Genomic DNA, 16,583 nt, shown 5'->3' with positions numbered 1-16,583 from the left:
CTCAGCTCCGTGGCATGCCGAGCACCCGCTCGGCTGCGATATTGCGTTGGATGAAGGTCGAGCCGCCCGCGATGGCGGTGCCGCGGGCCTGGTAGGCGAGGCGCAGCCAGCGCTGCTGGTCGGCGTCGGCGGGCTCGTCCTCGGCCGCGAGGCCGAACTGACCGCCGAAATCGCTCAGCGCCAGCCCGAAGTCGGCGATGTCCTCGACCAGCGGGCAGAAGTACAGCTTGCCGATGGAGGTGACCGGGCCCGGCGGCTCGCCCGAGGCGGCGCCGGTGATCACCCGCTGCCCGATCAGGTAGTGGGTGAGCGCACGGCCGTACAGGTCGGCGAGCTGCTGCCGCACCTCGGGTTTCGCCGCCAGCGGGCGCCCCTCGTCGTCGGCGCCGCGCTCGATCTGCGCGACGAGGTCGCGCACGGCCCCGGTGGTGTTGACCCGGCCGGTGGCGATGCCGACCCGCTCGAAGGCGAGCGTGCCCATCGCGACCTTCCAGCCGCCGTCCACCTCCCCGACCACCGCCGAGTCCGGCACGAAGACGTCGTCGAGGAAGACCTCGTTGAACTCCGCCTCGCCGAGCATGTGGGGCAGCGGCCGCACCGAGACGCCCGGCGCCGACATCGGCAGCAGGAAGTAGGTGATGCCGCGGTGCCGCTCGCCACCGCCGGTGCGGGCCAGCAGGATGGCGTTGTCGGCGATCTGGGCGCGCGAGGTCCAGATCTTCTGGCCCTGGATCCGCCACCCGCCCTCGGCCCTGGTCGCCCTGGTGCGCAGGGAAGCGAGGTCGGAGCCGGACTCCGGTTCGGAGAACAGCTGGCACCAGATCTCGCTGCCGTCCAGGATGGGCTGCAGGTAGCGCTGCTTCTGCTCGTCGCTGCCGAAGGCCACGATGGTCGGGCCGGCGAAGTCCTCGCCGATGATGTTCAGCCGCTCCGGCGCACCGGCGCGATCGAGCTCCTCGGTGAAGACCGCCTTGATCTTGGCGTCGGCACCGGCGCCGCCGTACTCGGTGGGCCAGGAGAGCCCGGCGAAGCCGGCCTCGAAGAGCCTGCGCTGCCACTGCGACCACCAGGCGCGCCGGTCCTCGAGCCGGGCCGGCTCCGGCCCGGGCAGCGTCGGCAGGGTCTCCGCCAGCCAGGCGCGCACCCGCGCCCGGAACTCCGCCTCCTGCGGTGAATCGCTCAGCTCCATCGGCACCTCCCACTTGTTACGGACCAACGTTACAATAGGTCAGACCAAATGACTAGGAGGATGTATGGATACCTCGACGGTCCTGGATGTGGTGTCCTTCGAGGTGGAGGCGGGCAAGATCCGGGAGTTCGCCCGCGCCACCCACACCGCCGATCCGGTGCACACCGATCCGGCGGCGGCCACCGCGGCCGGGCTGCCCGCCGTTCCGGCCACCGCGACCCACGTGGTCGTCGCCGGGCACCACCGCGACCAGCAGCGCTTCGTCCGCGACCTCGGGCTGGCCATCGAGCGGGTGGTAGTGGGCTCGGTGGAGTGGGAGTACCACCGCCCCCTGCTCGCCGGGGACTCGCTCACCGGCACCCGCCGCGTCGTCTCCGACACCGTCAAGGAGGGCAGGCGCGGCGGCAGCATGCGGCTGGTGACCCTGGAGACGAGCTGGGCCGACGCCACCGGCGAGACCGCGGTGGTGCAGCGCGAGGTGCTGATCGAGCGGGGCCGGTGATGGCGCGCCCGCCGCTCGCGCTCACCGCGGGACAACAGCTCGGCAGCAGGGCGATCGGACCGATCACGCAGACCGACATCGTCCGCTTCGCCGGCGCAGGCGGCGATTTCAACCCGCTGCACCACGACACCGGCTACGCGAGGCGGGCCGGGCTGCCCGATGTGATCGCGATGGGTCAGCTGCAGGCGGGGCTGCTCGCCGCCTGGCTCACCGACCTGGTGCACGTCGAGCATCTGCTCGGCTACACGGTGCGGTTCGCCTCGCCGCTCGCGCTCGGCGAAACGCTGGAGCTGTCCGGACAGGTCGAGGCGGTGCACGGCGATATCGCCGAGACAGCGCTCACCGCCCGGGTCGGGGAGCGGGTCGTCATCACCGCCACCGCCAGGGTGCGGGTCGCCGCCGCGCGGTGACGGCGCGGTGCCGGTCCGAGCGGGTCGGCACCGCGGCGCGCTCACGGCCGCAGCACGATCTTTCCGAAAGCGGTACCGGCCTCCAGCAGCCGATGCGCCGCGGCGGCCTCGTCGAGCGGGAAGACCTCGGCGATCGAGGGCGGCGCGACAGCACCGGACGCGACCAGCTCGAGCAATCCGCGGAAATCCGCCGGGCCGCCCATGGTGGTGCCGAGCAGGCTGTACTGGCCGAAGAAGAAGGCGCGCACATCCAGGTGCGCCCGCTCGGCGACATTGGCGCCGAGCACCACCAGCCTGCCGCCGGGGCGCACCGCCCGCACCGACCGGTCCCACACCCCCACCGGGTCGAGCACCACATCGAAGCCGGCACCGCCGGGGGCGCGCCGGGCGATCCGGTCGGGCCAGTCGTCGCCGGTGTGCACCACCCCGCCCGCCGCACCGGCCGCGCGGGCCCGCTCCAGCTTCTCCGGGTTCGAGCCGGTGACGAAAACGGTCGCGCCCACGGCGTTCCCGAGCGCGACCGCGGTGGTCGCGACACCGCCGCCCGCCCCGACGACCAGCAGCGACTCCCCCGCGCGCAGCCCGGCCCTGGTCACCAGCGCGCGATAGGTGGTGACGCCGACGAGCGACAGCGCCGCGGCCTGCTCCCAGGAGTACCGCGCCGGTTTGGGTGCCAGGCACTCCTCGGGAACCGACACGTACTGCGCGTAGGTGCCGGGGATCCGATCGCCGAGGATCTCGAAGCCGGGGCCAGGCGCCTCGATCCGATCACCCCAGAACAGCGACGGCAGGATCACCACCTCGGCGCCGGTGTCGGTGCGGACCCCGGCTCCGTCCGCGCCCGGGACGTGCGGCAGCGGCGATCCGTACCGCCCCCGCCGCACCAGCACGTCGTGCCAGTTGAGCGCGCTCGCGCGCAGCTCGACGGTGACCCAGCCGGGGCGCGGCGCCGGATCGGCGACGGTGCGCGGCACCAGCTGCTCGGCGGCCCCGAAGCCCGCCAGCGTGATCGCCCTCATCGCACCCGCTCCTGCAGCACCACCGTCGCGATGGCGCACGGCTTGTTCGCGGAGTTCAGCGCCGTGACCCGGACCACCGCGAGCGACCGCCCCCGGTGCAGCACCCGGGGGCGGAACGTGGTGGCGCCGCGCGCGTCCGCGGGCCGCACATAGGTGATGTCGACGCTGGTGGTGCGGAACTCACCCGTGGCGCCGAGCGCCCCCGCGGCGGCGAACTCCGCGCTACAGATCAGGATTCCACCGTGCAGGTTGCCCATGCCGTTGGCGGTGTACACCGAGGGCGGCAGCTCCAGCACGCCGGGATCGGCGGCGCGCACGCCGAGCGCCGCCCGCAGGGAGACCCCCGCGCCGGGCGGCGGTGGCGCCGGGGTGGCGCCGGACGGTGCCTCGTCCACCGCCACCAGGTGCGAGCGCTGCACCACCAGCGCGAGCAGGCCGCCGCGCGCGTCGGTGACGGTGCCGCGGGTGGTGCCGCCGCGCTCGTCGAGCCCGGCCAGCTCCCCGCGCGCCGTCAGCGGTGAGCCGTCCAGCGGCGGGTCGGCGAGCAGATCGAGGCGGATGCCGAGGCTCACCGGCCACCGGCCCGGCGGCGCCGCGGCGGCCACCAGGAAGCCGGTGACGTCGTCGAGCGGTACCCCGAGCGCGCCGCGGCTGCAACCGGTGACCGGGTCGCGCAGCCACGGACCGGATTCGACGGTGAGCTGCCCGCCCGTCGGCGTCACAGTGACGGGGCCGACCCGCACCAGCGCCTCCGCGCCGCCGAGGACGAGTTGCGGGGCCGAGGCAGCCATGCCGCTCAGCGCGCGCCCGCCGCGGCGGGGGCGTTCAGCTCCTCGGCGATGCGCTTGCGCAGGATGTGCTTCTGGATCTTGCCGGTCGCGGTCATCGGCAGCTCGGGCACGGCGACCACCCGTTCGGGGGTCTTCTGGATCGCGACTCCGCGATCGACGAGGTAGCCGCGCAACTCCTCGACCGTGGGCGCGGTGTGGCCGGGCTTGGCGACGACGAAGCAGCAGACCTTCTCGCCGAGCCGCTCGTCGGGCATGCCGACCACGGCCAGCGCCACCAGGTCCGGGTGGTCGGCGAGTTTGTCCTCGACCTCGCGCACGCTGATGTTCATGCCGCCGCGGATCACGATGTCCTTGGTGCGGCCGGTGACCCGCACGAACCCGTCGGCGTCCATCACCCCGAGGTCCCCGGAGCGGGAGAACCCCTCGGGGGTGAACAGCTCGCCGGTGTCGGCGGGGCGGTTCAGGTACTCGATCATGTGCGAGGGGCCGCGGTAGGCGATGTCGCCCTCCGCCCCGCGCGGCAGCTCGGCGCCGTCCGCACCGACCACCCGCACCTCGGCGCCGGGCAGCGCCGCGCCGTCGGAGGTGATGGCGCGGCGCGGATCGTCGGCCAGGGTGCAGGTGGTGGTGGAGAGGTTCTCGCTGCGCCCGTACAGCGAGAGCACGCTGGTGGTGGGCAGCGCGGCCTTGGCGTGCTCGACCACCGACGCCGGAATCGGCGAGCCCGCGCAGGTCCAGACCCGCAGCGAGGAGAGGTCCGCGTCCGGGTGCTCCTCGGCGGCGGCCAGCAGCGTCTGCAGGAATGTCGTCGCGGTCACCGCGGCGGTGCAGCCGTAGCGCTGGATCTCGCCCAGCGCCCGCACCGGGTCCCACTCCGCCATGATGTGGCTGGCCGCCCCGGCCAGCAGCGGGATGAGCACGCTGGTGACCAGGCCGGTGGTGTGGGTGATCGGTGAGGGGCCGAACTGCACGTCGCTCTCGGAGTGGCCGAATGCCACCGTCAGGGCGCGCGCGCCGGAGGCGTAGGTGTTGAAGGTGTGCACGCAGCCCTTGGGCCGCGAGGTGGTGCCCGAGGTGTAGACGATGACGAACGGGTCGTCCGGATGCACCCGGAAGCCGAGTTCGGCATCGACCTGCTCCGGGGTGACGTCGGCGACGATCAGCTCCTCCAGCACGTCGATCCCGCGCCGCGCCAGCGATTCTCGCGCCGCCGCGGGCGCGCGCACCGCCACGATCGTGTCCAGGCCGGGGGCCTCACGGCGGATCTCCTCGAACATGCCCGCGTAGTCGAACCCCTTGAACTCGACCGGCGCGATGGCCATCCGCACCGCCGCGTCGGCCACCACGTGCGCCACCTCGTCCCTGCGGTAGATCGGCATGATCGGCACGGTGACCGCGCCGAGGCGCGCGACTGCGGCCGCGACCAGCACGAAGGCCGCCCAGTTCGGCAACTGGACGGCAACTCGATCCCCCTGGCGCAACCCGCGCCGGTGCAGCCCGAGCGCGAGGCGCTGCGCGGACTCGTAGAGCTCGGCGAAGGTCAGCGCGTAGCTGCCGTCGGTGACGAAGACCTTGTCCGGGTTCGCCGCGGCGCGCGAGCGCAGCAGATCGGTGAGGTTCTCGTCGGTCCACTGCCCGCTCGCGTAGAACTCGTCGATCTGGGCCCGGGTGTAGCGGCCGAGGTTTCGCTCGCTGGTCATGGTGCCGTCCTCCGTTGCTCCGTCGCACACTCTGTCTGAAGATTAGAATGGTTGGACCGAATAGCGCAACACCCTCCGACCCCAGTCAACGCTGGTCACCCCGGCTCGACGAGGGCATTCGCCGCACAATCACCCGTTCGGGGTAGCGGGAGGTCCATCGGAGTGAGATTATTGGTCATACCAAACAAACCATTGATAATTTTCCGACATTTGACACACTGAGAGTGACGCCGTTCACACAGCGAGGAGCGAGATGACGTCCATCGACTACCGCGAGTTCTACATCGATGGGGGCTGGCAGAGCCCGGCCACCGGCAGCACCATCACCGTGCACTCGCCGACCACCGAACAGGCCATCGGCAGCGTGCCCGCCGCCGCGACCGCGGATATCGACCGCGCCGTCGCCGCCGCCCGGCGCGCCTTCGACGACCCACAGGGCTGGTCCACCTGGCACCCCAAGCAGCGCGAGGCAGCGCTGGAGCGCTTCGCGCTCGAGCTCGAGTCACGCGCGGGCGAGACCGCGCGCCGGGTCTCCCAGCAGAACGGCATGCCGATCTGGCTGGCCGAACAGTTCGAGGGCGGGTTCCCCGCCGTGGTGCTGCGCTACTTCGCCCAGCTCATGGTGGATGCCCCCGAGGTCGACGAGCGTGCGGGGATGCTGGGCGGCACCGCCCGCGTCACGCGGCACCCGGTGGGCGTCGTGGGCGCGGTGGTGCCCTGGAACGTGCCGCAGGCCATCTCGTTCCTGAAGCTGGCCCCCGCGCTGGCGGCCGGGTGCACCGTGGTGCTGAAACCGGCCGAGGAGACCGTGCTCGACGCCTTCCTCATGGCCGAGGCCGCCGCGGCCGCCGAGCTCCCGCCCGGCGTCCTGAACGTGGTGCCCGGCGGCCGCGACATCGGCGCCTACCTGGTGGAGCATCCCGGCATCGACAAGGTGTCGTTCACCGGCTCGACCGCGGCCGGACGCAAGATCGCCGAGGCGTGCGGGCGGCTGCTGCGCCCGGTGACGCTGGAGCTGGGCGGCAAGTCCGCGGCCATCCTGCTCGACGACGTCGATCTGGATGCCTCGCTGGAGTCGCTGTTCGGGGTCACCTTCCTCAACAACGGCCAGATCTGCTGGCTCAACACCCGGGTGCTGGCGCCGCGCTCGCGCTACGGCGAGGTGGTGGACGCGCTCACCGAGCTGGCGCGCTCGCTGACCATCGGCGACCCGCTCGACCCCGCGACCAGGATCGGGCCGCTGGTCTCGGCGCGGCAGCGCGAGCGGGTCGAGGGTTACATCGCCACCGGCCGCGCGGAGGGCGCGCGGCTGACCACCGGCGGCCGCCGCCCCGATGGGCTGGACACCGGCTTCTTCGTCGAGCCCACGGTCTTCGCCGACCTGGACAACTCCGCCACCATCGCCCGCGAGGAGATCTTCGGCCCGGTGCTCAGCGTGATCCCGTTCGCCGACGAGGACGAAGCGCTGGCCATCGCCAACGACAGCGAGTACGGCCTCGGCGGCTCGGTGTGGTCGGCCGATGTCGAGCGCGCCGCCGGCCTGGCGACCCGCGTGCAGTCCGGCACCATCGGGGTCAACCACTACAGCAACGACCCGGTCGCGCCCTTCGGCGGGATCAAGAACAGCGGGATGGGACGCGAGCTCGGCCCGGAGGGGCTGCACACCTTCCAGCACCTCCGCACCGTCTACCTGCCGCCCGCGAGCTGAGACACCGACACCGGACCAGCTGGTAGCTTTGTGTCATACATCACGTAAGCGGAGAGTCTGATCCATGGCGGTGATCGAACGAGATTTCCCGGCGCGCGGGCTGCGCCGATTCCTCGACCGGCTGCAATCCGCCGGCGACGATGCGATCGGCGCGGCCGTCGCGCGGGAGGCCTGCGAATCACTGGGCTTCTCCAAGGCGATGTTCTCCCGCGTCGGCGGCGCGTCGTGGGTACCCGAGCACGTCCACGTGTCCTCGGAACTCGAGGACAACTTCGGGGAGCTCCGGCGCGCTGTCGACGGCACCGCGGTGCCGCTGCTGCGGGCGCCGCGCGAAGCCGACCTGGTCCGGCTGCGGCGCCCGTATCTGCTGGGCAGGCGCGCCTACCATCGGGAGGCCTACCGGCCGCTCATCGATCTGTCCGACCCGGTCGCCTACGCGGCTGCCCCGATCGTCGCCAACGGCCGCACGGTCGGCATCCTGCACGTGGACCGCAACCGCGACGCCGTCACCGAGCAGGACATGCGGCTGCTGCTGATGGCCGCCCGCATCACCGGCCTGGTCGTGGCCACCAGGGAGAACAGCGATCAGCTCACGCGGCAGCGCACCGCGCTGCAGGACATGGTCGCCCGCGTCGTCGGCGCCGACGCGGGCCGGGCCGGGCCGGTGCTCGGCCCGGCCAGGCAGGCGCCGCCGCCACCGGCCGTCCCGGCCGGACCATCGATGCTGACCGACCGCGAGGACGAGGTGCTGCGGCTGCTGGCCGCCGGCGCGAGCAACCGGCAGATCGCCGGGCAGCTGTTCATCTCCGACGGCACCGTCAAAGCGCATGTGCGCCAGATCTTTCGCAAACTCGGCGTGGAATCACGCGCCCAGGCGGCCGCCCGTTTCCGGCAGCGCGGCACGGGCGCGGCCGCCCTGCCGTGAGCGCCGCGAACACCGACCTGGACGAGGCGCTGGAGGCCGTCACCGCGGCGCCCGACCGCGCCACGCTGGCCACCGCCCTGTGCGCGGCCGCCGCCGGGATCACCGGAGCCTGCTCGGCGCTGCTCGCGACTGTCGACGGCGCGGCGGTGCGGGAATTCGCCCGCTACGACCGGGACGAGATGTCGGCCTGGCTGCGCGCCACCCACGCACCGCAGGCGGAGCGGGACACCGCGGCCGGCGGCCGTACCGTCGACACCGCGGCCGACGGCCGCACCGTCGACACCGCGGCCGCCGGCCGCACCGTCACCGCCCTGGAGATCGGCGGTCCCGGCATCGTGCTACTGCTCGACCGCCGCGTCGCGGAGCGGGATACCGAAGCCGTGCTCCTGCTCGTCGACCTCGCCGTGGCCGCGGCCGAGCGCCTCGACAGCGAGGAACGGCTGCGGCTGCAGCAGGCGAGGCTGCGCGCGCTGAGCAACCAGATCCGCACGCTGGATTCCGCCGCGGCGGACCCGGCCTTCCCGGAATCCGAGCGCGCCGCCGAATTCGCCGCCGCGGCCGCGGGGCTCACCGAGCGCGAACGCGACATTCTGGAGAACATTCTGCAGGGCGCGTCGAACGCGGCGATCGCCGATATTCACACCCTCTCGATCGAGACGGTGAAAACACACGTCAAACACATTCTCCGCAAAATGGGCGCCGCCAACCGGGCGGAACTCATCGCCCGGTCCGGCTGACCCGATCCGCTACACCGAGGAATCGACCACCTCGACGTGTACCTCGGCCTGCCCCCCGATGATCAGCTGGCACGAGAGCCGCGAATTCGGCTGAGCTCCGGCGAGGAACTCCACGAGCTCGGATTCCTCGTCGCTCGGCGGATCGAACAGCGCCGCCGAGGCGCCGGGCAGGTAGACGTGGCAGGTCGCGCAGGAGCAGCTGCCGCCGCACTCGGCGACGATGCCGGGGAGATTGTTCCGGACCGAACCGTCCATCACGCTCTGGCCCGCGGGTACGTCGACGGTCTGCACGGATCCGTCGGGCAGGTGGTAAACGACTCGCGCCATTGCTTCTCCTCGTCCGATTCGTCGAGGCGATGTCGCCTCGGTATTCATCGTCAATCCGCGACGACGTCCGGATCATCACCACGGGGACCTATTCCGCGAGCCTCAGGAGGGAGCTGGATCACAATTCCCTCTCCGGACTCCGCGATTACCTCCTCGGGGTGATGAGAGTCACGTGACCCACGGCACAGACTGAAAGAGTTCCAGCCCCGAGCGATAGGACACTCCATGACCTCGACGACGCATTCCCCCAGCGATCTGCGAATCCCCGACGATGTGGCCAAGCAGATCGTCCTGCCCGAAGGACATCGCGACGATGCGCGTCTGTTCGAGGCATACCGGTGGCTGCGTGAGCACAACCCGCTCGGCGTGGCGGAGGTGGACGGGTACGACCCGATCTACCTGGTGAGCAAGCACGCCGACATCATGGAGATCGAGCGCCAGCCCGACATCTTCACCAGCGCGGGCGGCGAGGACAAGGGCCGCTTCAACCCGATCCTGGCCAACCAGGCAGGCGACGCCTTCACCAAGTCGATCAACAACGGCAGCCTGCGCATCCTGGAGACGCTGACCTACCTCGATCCGCCCGAGCACACGGTGATCAAGGACATCGCCGCCGACTGGTTCCGGCCGAACAACCTCAAGCGCTGGGAGGACACGATCCGCACCCTGGCGCGCGAATCGGTGGACCGGCTGCTCGCCACCGACGGCACGATCGACTTCGTCAAGGATTTCGCGCTGCAGTACCCGCTGCACGTCATCATGAGCCTGTTCGGCGTGCCGGAATCCGACGAACCCCGGATGATGGCGCTCACCCAGGAGTTCTTCGGCACCGCCGACCCGGACGCCGCGCGCGCCGATGTCGAGCCGCTGACCCCCGATGCCGCCGCCAAGCAGTGGGTGGCGACCATCCAGGACTTCTACGCCTACTTCGACGGCCTGCTCATGGACCGCCGCGCGAACCCGACCGGCGACCTGGCCTCCATCATCTCGACCGCCAAGGACGAGAACGGCGAGTACTTCGCCAAGGAGGTGGCCTACGGCTACTTCATCGCCATCGCCACCGCGGGGCACGACACCACCTCCTCGACCATGGCGGGCGCCGTGCACGCCCTGGCCGGGAACCCGGGGCTGCTGGAGCGGCTGCAGGGTGACCTGTCGCTGGTGCCGAACCTGGTCAACGAGGCGCTGCGCTGGGCCTCCCCGGTCAAGCACTTCATGCGGACGGCGCTGCGCCCCTACGAGCTGCGCGGGCGCGAGATCGTGCCCGGCGACCGGTTCATGCTGCTCTATCAGTCCGGCAACCGCGACGCCGAGGTCTTCGACCGTCCGGACGTCTTCGACATCGACCGGCGCCCGAACCGGCACATCGCCTTCGGCTACGGCCCGCACATGTGCATCGGCCAGCACCTGGCCAAGCTGGAGCTGAAGATCATGTTCGAGACCCTGCTGCCGCGGCTGCGGGCCGTGCACCTGGCCGGGGACACCAAGTTCATCCAGACCAACTTCGTCGGCGGGCTGAAGAACATGCCGGTCGAACTCGAGTTCGACCCACGATGACCGGCACCGGCGATCCGGTCGTCATCGTCGGCGCCGGGCACGGCGGGGCGACGCTGGCGGCGCTGCTGCGCCAGTCCGGGTACACCGGCGGCGTCGTCCTGGTCGGCAGCGAAGTGCACCACCCCTACCACCGCCCGCCGCTGTCGAAGAAGTTCGCCGGGCCCGAGGCACACCAGCTGCTGCGCCCGGCGGAGTTCTACTCCGGCAACGACATCCGGCTCCGGCTCGGAACGGCGGTGACCGCGATCGACCGGTCCGCGATGCGGGTGCGGCTCGCCGACGGCACCGAACTCGGCTACCGCGCACTGGTCCTGGCCACCGGCTCCACCCCGCGCCCGCTGCCGGTGCCTGGCGCCGACGCCGCCGGGGTGCTCACCCTGCGCACCCTCGACGACGCCCGCGCGCTGGGCGCCGCGCTCGAGCGCGGCGACCGGCTCGCCATCGTCGGCGGCGGCTACGTCGGCATGGAGGTGGCGGCGGTCGCCCGGTCCTCCGGTATCGCGGTCACCGTCGTCGAACGCGAGGAACGGGTGCTGGCCCGGGTGGCAGGCGCCGAACTGTCCCGGCGGCTCACCGACGCGCACCGGTTGCGGGGCACCGAGATCCGCACCGGCGCGCAGGTGCGCGCGATCCGCACCGCCGACGGCCGGGCCCGCGGCATCGAACTCGCCGACGGCACGCTCGTCGCCGCCGACACCGTGCTCGTCGGCATCGGCGCCGCGCCCGACGACGGGCTGGCGCACCGCTCCGGATTGGCCTGTGACGGCGGGGTTCTGGTGGACGAGCAGGGCCGAACCAGCGACCCCGCGGTGTTCGCGATCGGCGATGTGGCCCGGCGCCCGCTGCCCGGCACCGACGGCCCGGTGCGGCTGGAATCGATCCCGAACGTCACCGAGCAGGCCAGACAGGTCACCGCGGCGCTGCTCGGCGCCGCGCACCCGGCCCCCGAGGTGCCCTGGTTCTGGTCCGACCAGTTCGATCTGAAGCTCAAGATCGCCGGGCTGGTCGGCCCCGGCCACCGGGTCGTCGCCCGCGAGGGCCGCAAGCCCGGCGCCTTCGCGCTGTTCCACCTCACCCCGGGCAACACCGTCGCCGCGGTCGAAACCGCCAATGCCCCCGGCGATTTCGTCGCGGGCAAGAAGCTCGTCGGCGACCGCACCCCGGTGGACCCGGTCCGGCTCGCCGACCCGGCGGTGTCGCTGCGCGATATCGCCGCCACCGGCGCAGGCGTCTAGATCCACCCGAAGACCCCCAGGAGAAACCATGCAAGCACAGGCCGCGCTGCTCACCGAAGCGGGCAGCGACTTCACCCTCGCCGAGATCGAGGTCGACGATCCGCACCCCGGCGAGGTGCTCGTCCGGATCGAGGCGGTCGGCATCTGCCACACCGATCTCGCGGCCCGCGACGGCGTGCTGCCGCTGGAATTCCCCGGCGTGGCCGGGCACGAAGGCGCGGGCACCGTGCTCGCCGTCGGCACCGGCGTGACGAAGGTGGCGGCGGGCGACAAGGTCGGCATCACCTTCAACAGCTGCGGCGAGTGCGCCACCTGCACCACCGGGCGCCAGTCCTACTGCGAGAACTTCACCGAGTTCAACTACGGCGGCACCCGCCGCGACGGCAGCAAGCCGCTGCGCCGGGACGGCAGCCCGATCGGCGGCATGTTCTTCGGGCAGTCCTCCTTCGCGCGGGTCGCGCTGGCCGGCGAGCGCAATGTGGTCAAGATCGACGCCGACATCCCCTTCGCACTGCTCGCGCCGCTGGGTTGCGGGGTGCAGACCGGCGTCGGCGCGGTGACCCGCTCGCTGCGCGCCGAGAAGGGCTCGGCCATCGTCATCGCGGGCGGCGGCTCGGTGGGGCTGTCGGCGGCGATCGGCGCGGTGATCGCGGGCTGCGCCACCATCGTCGTGGTGGAGCCCACCCCCGCACGCCGCGATCTCGCCCTCGAACTGGGCGCCACCCACGTCGTCGACCCCGCGGCCGGCGACGTCACCGGACAGGTGCGCGCGATCGTGCCCGAGGGTGTGGACTACATTCTCGACACCACCGGCATCCCGGCCGTGATCGACGCCCTGATCGGCGCGGCCCGGGTGCGCGCCACCGTCGGGCTGATCGGCGTCCCCGGTGACCCGGCCGCCGCGGTGCAGCTGAACATCATCGCCACGCTCACCCTCGGGCTGACCGTCACCGGCATCATCGAGGGCGACAGCGTGCCCGACGAGTTCATCCCGGAACTCGTCGGGCTCTACCGCGACGGCCGCCTGCCGCTGGACAAGCTGGTGACGACGTTCCCCTTCGAGCGCATCAACGACGCGGTCGCCGCGCAGCACGCCGGCGCGGTGGTCAAGCCGGTGCTGGTGTTCGACTCGGCGGACTGAACACTCCCGCAACACGATTCGGCCCCGTCCGCGCCCACCGGGCGGACGGGGCCGGGTCGCGTCCTCGGCTCAGCGACCGGCGAGCGCGAGCACCCGCTGCGCCTGCCGCAGGTGCGGCAGGTCGAGCATCCGGCCGTCGAGCGCGACGGTGCCGACGTCGTGGGCGAACGCCGCGACGACCCGTTCGGCGAACTCGATCTCGCCTGCCGAGGGGGTGAACGCGGCGTTGATCGTCTCCACCTGCCCCGGATGGATCGCGATCCGGCCGCTGAAGCCCTCGGCACGGGCACGCCGCGACGACTCGGCCAGCCCCGCGTCGTCGCGGATGTCGACATACAGCGTCTCCACCGCCTCGACCCCCGCGGCGCGCGCGCCGAGCAGCGTCAGCGAGCGGGCCAGCTGGTACGTGGGCGCCCAGCCGCCGTCGGGGCCGGTATTGCCCGAGGCGCCCAGCGCGGCGCTGAGATCCTCGGCGCCCCAGGTCAGCCCGTAGAGGCGGGCGATGCTCGCGGCCGCGAAGTCACCGAGCCGGAAGGGGGCGAGCGGGGTCTCGGTGGCCACCGGAAGCAGCCGCACGCCGCCCGGCTCCAGCCCGTGCGCGGCCTCCAGCACCTCCAGGTAGTGGTGCACGCGCAGCACATCGACGGGGCCGTCGATCTTCGGGAGCACGATCCCGGCCGGTCCGGCGGCCACCACGGCGGCCAGATCCGGCAGGGCGTGCTCGGTACCCAGCGGATTGATCCGCACCCACAACCGCGGCCCGTCCGCACCGCGGTGCGCGGCGACGAACTCCGCCACCAGCTCGCGCGCCACCGGCTTGCGGGCCTCCCCCACGGCGTCCTCGAGGTCGAGGATGACGGCGTCCGCGGCGGAGGCGGCGATTTTGCCCAGCTTCTTCTCGCTGTCCCCCGGCACGAACAGCAGCGAGCGCAGCACCGCGGTCACCGCGGCCGCTTCCGCTGCAGCCCGGCGCGCTTGCAGGAGGCGACCAGGTCGCCGTGCTGGTTGTAGGCGCGGTGCGCGAACACCACCACCCCCTGCTCGGGGCGCGACTTCGACTCGCGCAGCTCCAGCACCTCGGATTCGACATGGACGGTGTCGCCGTGGAAGAGCGGCTTGGGGAACCGCACCTCGTCCCAGCCCAGATTCGCCACCGCCGTGCCGAGGGTGGTGTCGCCCACCGAGATGCCGACCATGAGCCCGAGGGTGAAGGCGCTGTTGACCACCCGCTGCCCGAACTCGGTGTCCTTCATGTACTCCTCGTCGAGGTGCAGCAGCGCGGGGTTGTGCGTCATGGCGGTGAACAGCACGTTGTCGGTCTCGGTGACCGTCCGCCGGATCGGGTGCTCGAATCGCTGCCCGACCGTCAGATCGTCGAACCACACTCCAGCCACGTCAAGACCTCCCAATTAGTCGACTAATTGAATGGTACGACCATTGAGTCCTAGCAGCAACAACGCGGCCGGAAGCGGCCGGCTACCCGGCCGCGATCGCGTCGAGCCGGGCGCGCAGGGCCCGCTTGCCGACCGTCGCCTCCGGGGCCAGCCATTCGAAGGCGTGCGGCGCGCCGGGGACGACGTGCAGCTCGCAGGAGACGCCCGCACCGAGCAGCGCGGACGCGTAGGCGATCGTCTCGTCCCGGAAGATATCGAGATCACCCACCTCGAGGTAGGCCGGAGCCAGCCCCGCCGGATCGGCCAGCCGCGCCGGAGCGGCTACCGGCGACACCGCCTCCCCGCCCCTGCCGTCACCCAGGAGCGCGTGCCATCCGGTGAAGTTGTTGTCGTAGGTCCACGTCGCGGTGGCGGCGAGCTGTGGATCGGGCTCGACGTTGCGGTCGTCGAGCATCGGGTAGATCAGGATCTGACGGCTCACCGCCACCGCGTGGTCCCTGGCCAGAATCGCGGCGCCCGCGGCCACCCCACCGCCGCCGCTGTCGCCCATCAGGGCGATCCGGTGCGGATCGACACCGAGCTCACCGGCGTGTTCGTGCAGCCACACCAGCCCCGCGAAGACGTCCAGGGCGAGCCGCTCGCCGGTGTGTTCGGGGGCCAGGCGATAGTCGACGGAGAGGAACGGGACCCCGGTGCTCTCCACGTAGTAGCGAACCATCGGATCGTAGATCTCGGCCGATCCGCAGATCATCCCGCCGCCGTGGGCGTACACCACCGCGGCCCCGGAGCCCGATTCGGCCGGGGTGTACCAGCGCGCCGCGACCGCGGCGCCGTCGTCGGCGACGAGCTCGACATCACGGCCCAGGACGGAATCGTCGTGCGGGATGGCCCCGTAGAGGCTCGTCATGGTGACATCGGTGACCGCGCGCAGCGCAGCGGCATCCCCGCGCGGGGTCGGCGGGATCGGCTGGGCGGCGCTCTGCGCCGCGGCGGCGGCGAGCACTTCGGCGATCTCGGGGTCGTAATCGATGGTCATGACGATCCTTTCAGGAATGCGATCCACGTTCGGCGGATCGAGCGAAGAAGAGTGCGGCACCGGCCTCCGGGGCGGCTCGCACTCACCGGACCAGCAGGTTCGCGCGCACAGCGTCGACGACCCGGCCGGACACTCCGGCGACCTCGGCGAGGTAGCCCGCGGCGCCGCCGAAGCGCTCGTCCAGGTAGCGCAGGGTCGCCTCCATCGCCGCGGCGGGCGACCCGAACAGCGCCCGCGCGGCCTCGACGTCGCGGCTCGCGGCGGCGAACCGCTCGGCGTAGGCGTCGATCCGGTTCGGCCGCAGCACCTCGGTCAGGGCGTAGTCGCGCACCACGTGCTCGCCGGGTACACCGAGCGAGGAGAGCACCAGCGCCACGAAGACGCCCGTGCGGTCCTTGCCCGCGGCGCAGTGCACCAGGACCGGGAGGCGCTGCGGTTCGGCCAGTATCCGGTAGGCGGCCCCGAGCTGCCCGGCCCGCCGGAGCAGCATGTCGGTGTAGAACGTCGTCATGTCCGCGATGCCGAAGCCGGCCAGCTCACCGTCGAGCAGCATGCGGAGGTAGTTGGTGTCCGCGCCCTCGCCACCCTCGGCGACGGGGAGCCGCACCAGCTCCGCGCCGCAGGCCCGCGCCCAGGCCGACGGCGCCCGCTCGGTCTCCAGGTCGGCCCGCAGGTCGATGACGGTGCGCACGCCGAGGTCGCGGTACCGCGCACCGGCGGATTCGTCGTAGATCGAGTGCAGCGCCTCATCGCCGCGTACCACCAGCGCCTCGGCGCGGTACAGCCGTCCGGTCGCCACCGTCCGGCCGTCGTGCGCCGGATACCCGCCTGCGTCACGGAGATTCGAGGTCCCCGGGATCGGGATGCGGCGGATCGTGGACTGCGCGTCGTGGTTCATGGGTCCCTTCGGCT

At 72.1% G+C, this 16,583-nt stretch carries 17 protein-coding genes; 8 read left to right on the top strand and 9 right to left on the bottom strand.

Features of this window, described 5'->3' with window-relative positions:
- Nucleotide 1 precedes the first annotated feature (1 nt).
- Nucleotides 2-1,189: an acyl-CoA dehydrogenase family protein gene (locus NH2_RS07630; protein WP_067650400.1), complete on the bottom strand. Its 1,188-nt coding sequence runs from the start codon at nt 1,187-1,189 to the stop codon at nt 2-4.
- A gap of 64 nt (nt 1,190-1,253) precedes the next feature.
- On the opposite strand from NH2_RS07630, the gene NH2_RS07625 reads away from it, so the two are divergent.
- Together NH2_RS07625 and NH2_RS07620 are read left to right on the top strand one after the other, a co-directional pair.
- A complete protein-coding gene (locus NH2_RS07625) occupies nt 1,254-1,691 on the top strand; it encodes an FAS1-like dehydratase domain-containing protein (RefSeq protein ID WP_067650398.1) in 438 nt (145 codons plus the stop codon).
- Entirely contained in the window at nt 1,691-2,101 is a 411-nt protein-coding gene (locus NH2_RS07620; protein WP_067650396.1) for a MaoC/PaaZ C-terminal domain-containing protein, read from the top strand. The genes NH2_RS07625 and NH2_RS07620 overlap by 1 nt, the downstream gene beginning before the upstream one ends.
- Nucleotides 2,102-2,142: 41 nt before the next feature.
- Here NH2_RS07620 and NH2_RS07615 read toward each other — a convergent pair whose 3' ends face one another.
- From NH2_RS07615 to NH2_RS07605, 3 genes are read right to left on the bottom strand one after another with little or no spacing between them, the layout of a single operon-like run.
- Nucleotides 2,143-3,120, bottom strand: a complete 978-nt coding sequence (locus NH2_RS07615) for a quinone oxidoreductase family protein (RefSeq protein ID WP_067650394.1) — start codon at nt 3,118-3,120, stop codon at nt 2,143-2,145.
- Nucleotides 3,117-3,911, bottom strand: coding sequence for a PaaI family thioesterase (locus NH2_RS07610; protein WP_067650392.1), 795 nt, complete (start codon nt 3,909-3,911; stop codon nt 3,117-3,119). The genes NH2_RS07615 and NH2_RS07610 overlap by 4 nt, the downstream gene beginning before the upstream one ends.
- A gap of 5 nt (nt 3,912-3,916) precedes the next feature.
- The gene (locus tag NH2_RS07605) at nt 3,917-5,611 is read right to left on the bottom strand and encodes an AMP-binding protein (RefSeq protein ID WP_067650390.1); all 1,695 of its coding nucleotides are present in this window, start codon (nt 5,609-5,611) and stop codon (nt 3,917-3,919) included.
- 253 nt (nt 5,612-5,864) lie between these two features.
- Between NH2_RS07605 and NH2_RS07600 the strand changes: the two genes are divergently transcribed.
- The 3 genes from NH2_RS07600 (at nt 5,865) to NH2_RS07590 (ending at nt 8,981) form a co-directional block, all read left to right on the top strand.
- Complete coding sequence (locus NH2_RS07600) at nt 5,865-7,319, top strand: aldehyde dehydrogenase (RefSeq protein WP_067650388.1); 1,455 nt, start codon at nt 5,865-5,867, stop codon at nt 7,317-7,319.
- 64 nt (nt 7,320-7,383) lie between these two features.
- On the top strand, nt 7,384-8,244 hold the full coding sequence (locus NH2_RS30115) for a helix-turn-helix transcriptional regulator (protein WP_067650386.1): 861 nt from the start codon (nt 7,384-7,386) through the stop codon (nt 8,242-8,244).
- Complete coding sequence (locus NH2_RS07590) at nt 8,241-8,981, top strand: response regulator transcription factor (protein WP_067650384.1); 741 nt, start codon at nt 8,241-8,243, stop codon at nt 8,979-8,981. Before NH2_RS30115 ends, NH2_RS07590 begins: the two co-directional genes overlap by 4 nt.
- A 9-nt stretch (nt 8,982-8,990) precedes the next feature.
- Here NH2_RS07590 and NH2_RS07585 read toward each other — a convergent pair whose 3' ends face one another.
- Complete coding sequence (locus NH2_RS07585; RefSeq protein WP_067650382.1) at nt 8,991-9,308, bottom strand: 2Fe-2S iron-sulfur cluster-binding protein; 318 nt, start codon at nt 9,306-9,308, stop codon at nt 8,991-8,993.
- Nucleotides 9,309-9,533: 225 nt separating this feature from the next.
- Here NH2_RS07585 and NH2_RS07580 point away from each other — a divergent pair, with 225 nt between their 5' ends.
- The 3 genes from NH2_RS07580 to NH2_RS07570 are packed head-to-tail and all read left to right on the top strand — an operon-like array spanning nt 9,534 to nt 13,241.
- Nucleotides 9,534-10,865, top strand: a complete 1,332-nt coding sequence (locus NH2_RS07580) for a cytochrome P450 (protein WP_067650380.1) — start codon at nt 9,534-9,536, stop codon at nt 10,863-10,865.
- Nucleotides 10,862-12,100 carry an NAD(P)/FAD-dependent oxidoreductase gene (locus NH2_RS07575; RefSeq protein WP_067650378.1) on the top strand — a complete coding sequence of 413 codons (1,239 nt, stop codon included), beginning with the start codon at nt 10,862-10,864 and terminating at the stop codon, nt 12,098-12,100. Before NH2_RS07580 ends, NH2_RS07575 begins: the two co-directional genes overlap by 4 nt.
- A 28-nt stretch (nt 12,101-12,128) precedes the next feature.
- A complete protein-coding gene (locus NH2_RS07570; protein WP_067650376.1) occupies nt 12,129-13,241 on the top strand; it encodes an NAD(P)-dependent alcohol dehydrogenase in 1,113 nt (370 codons plus the stop codon).
- Nucleotides 13,242-13,310: 69 nt separating this feature from the next.
- Here the strand turns inward: NH2_RS07570 and NH2_RS07565 are convergent, their stop codons facing one another.
- The 4 genes from NH2_RS07565 to NH2_RS07550 form a co-directional block, all read right to left on the bottom strand.
- A complete protein-coding gene (locus tag NH2_RS07565; protein WP_067650374.1) occupies nt 13,311-14,186 on the bottom strand; it encodes an HpcH/HpaI aldolase/citrate lyase family protein in 876 nt (291 codons plus the stop codon).
- Entirely contained in the window at nt 14,183-14,635 is a 453-nt protein-coding gene (locus tag NH2_RS07560) for a MaoC family dehydratase (RefSeq protein WP_067650372.1), read from the bottom strand. The genes NH2_RS07565 and NH2_RS07560 overlap by 4 nt, the downstream gene beginning before the upstream one ends.
- 82 nt (nt 14,636-14,717) lie before the next feature.
- Complete coding sequence (locus tag NH2_RS07555) at nt 14,718-15,671, bottom strand: alpha/beta hydrolase (RefSeq protein ID WP_067650370.1); 954 nt, start codon at nt 15,669-15,671, stop codon at nt 14,718-14,720.
- 82 nt (nt 15,672-15,753) lie between these two features.
- The gene (locus tag NH2_RS07550) at nt 15,754-16,569 is read right to left on the bottom strand and encodes a tyrosine-protein phosphatase (protein ID WP_067650368.1); all 816 of its coding nucleotides are present in this window, start codon (nt 16,567-16,569) and stop codon (nt 15,754-15,756) included.
- Nucleotides 16,570-16,583 lie beyond the last annotated feature (14 nt).

The organism is Nocardia harenae NBRC 108248 (assembly GCF_001612885.1).
Taxonomy (GTDB): domain Bacteria; phylum Actinomycetota; class Actinomycetes; order Mycobacteriales; family Mycobacteriaceae; genus Nocardia; species Nocardia harenae.
This window is presented reverse-complemented; position numbering and strand designations above follow the sequence as displayed.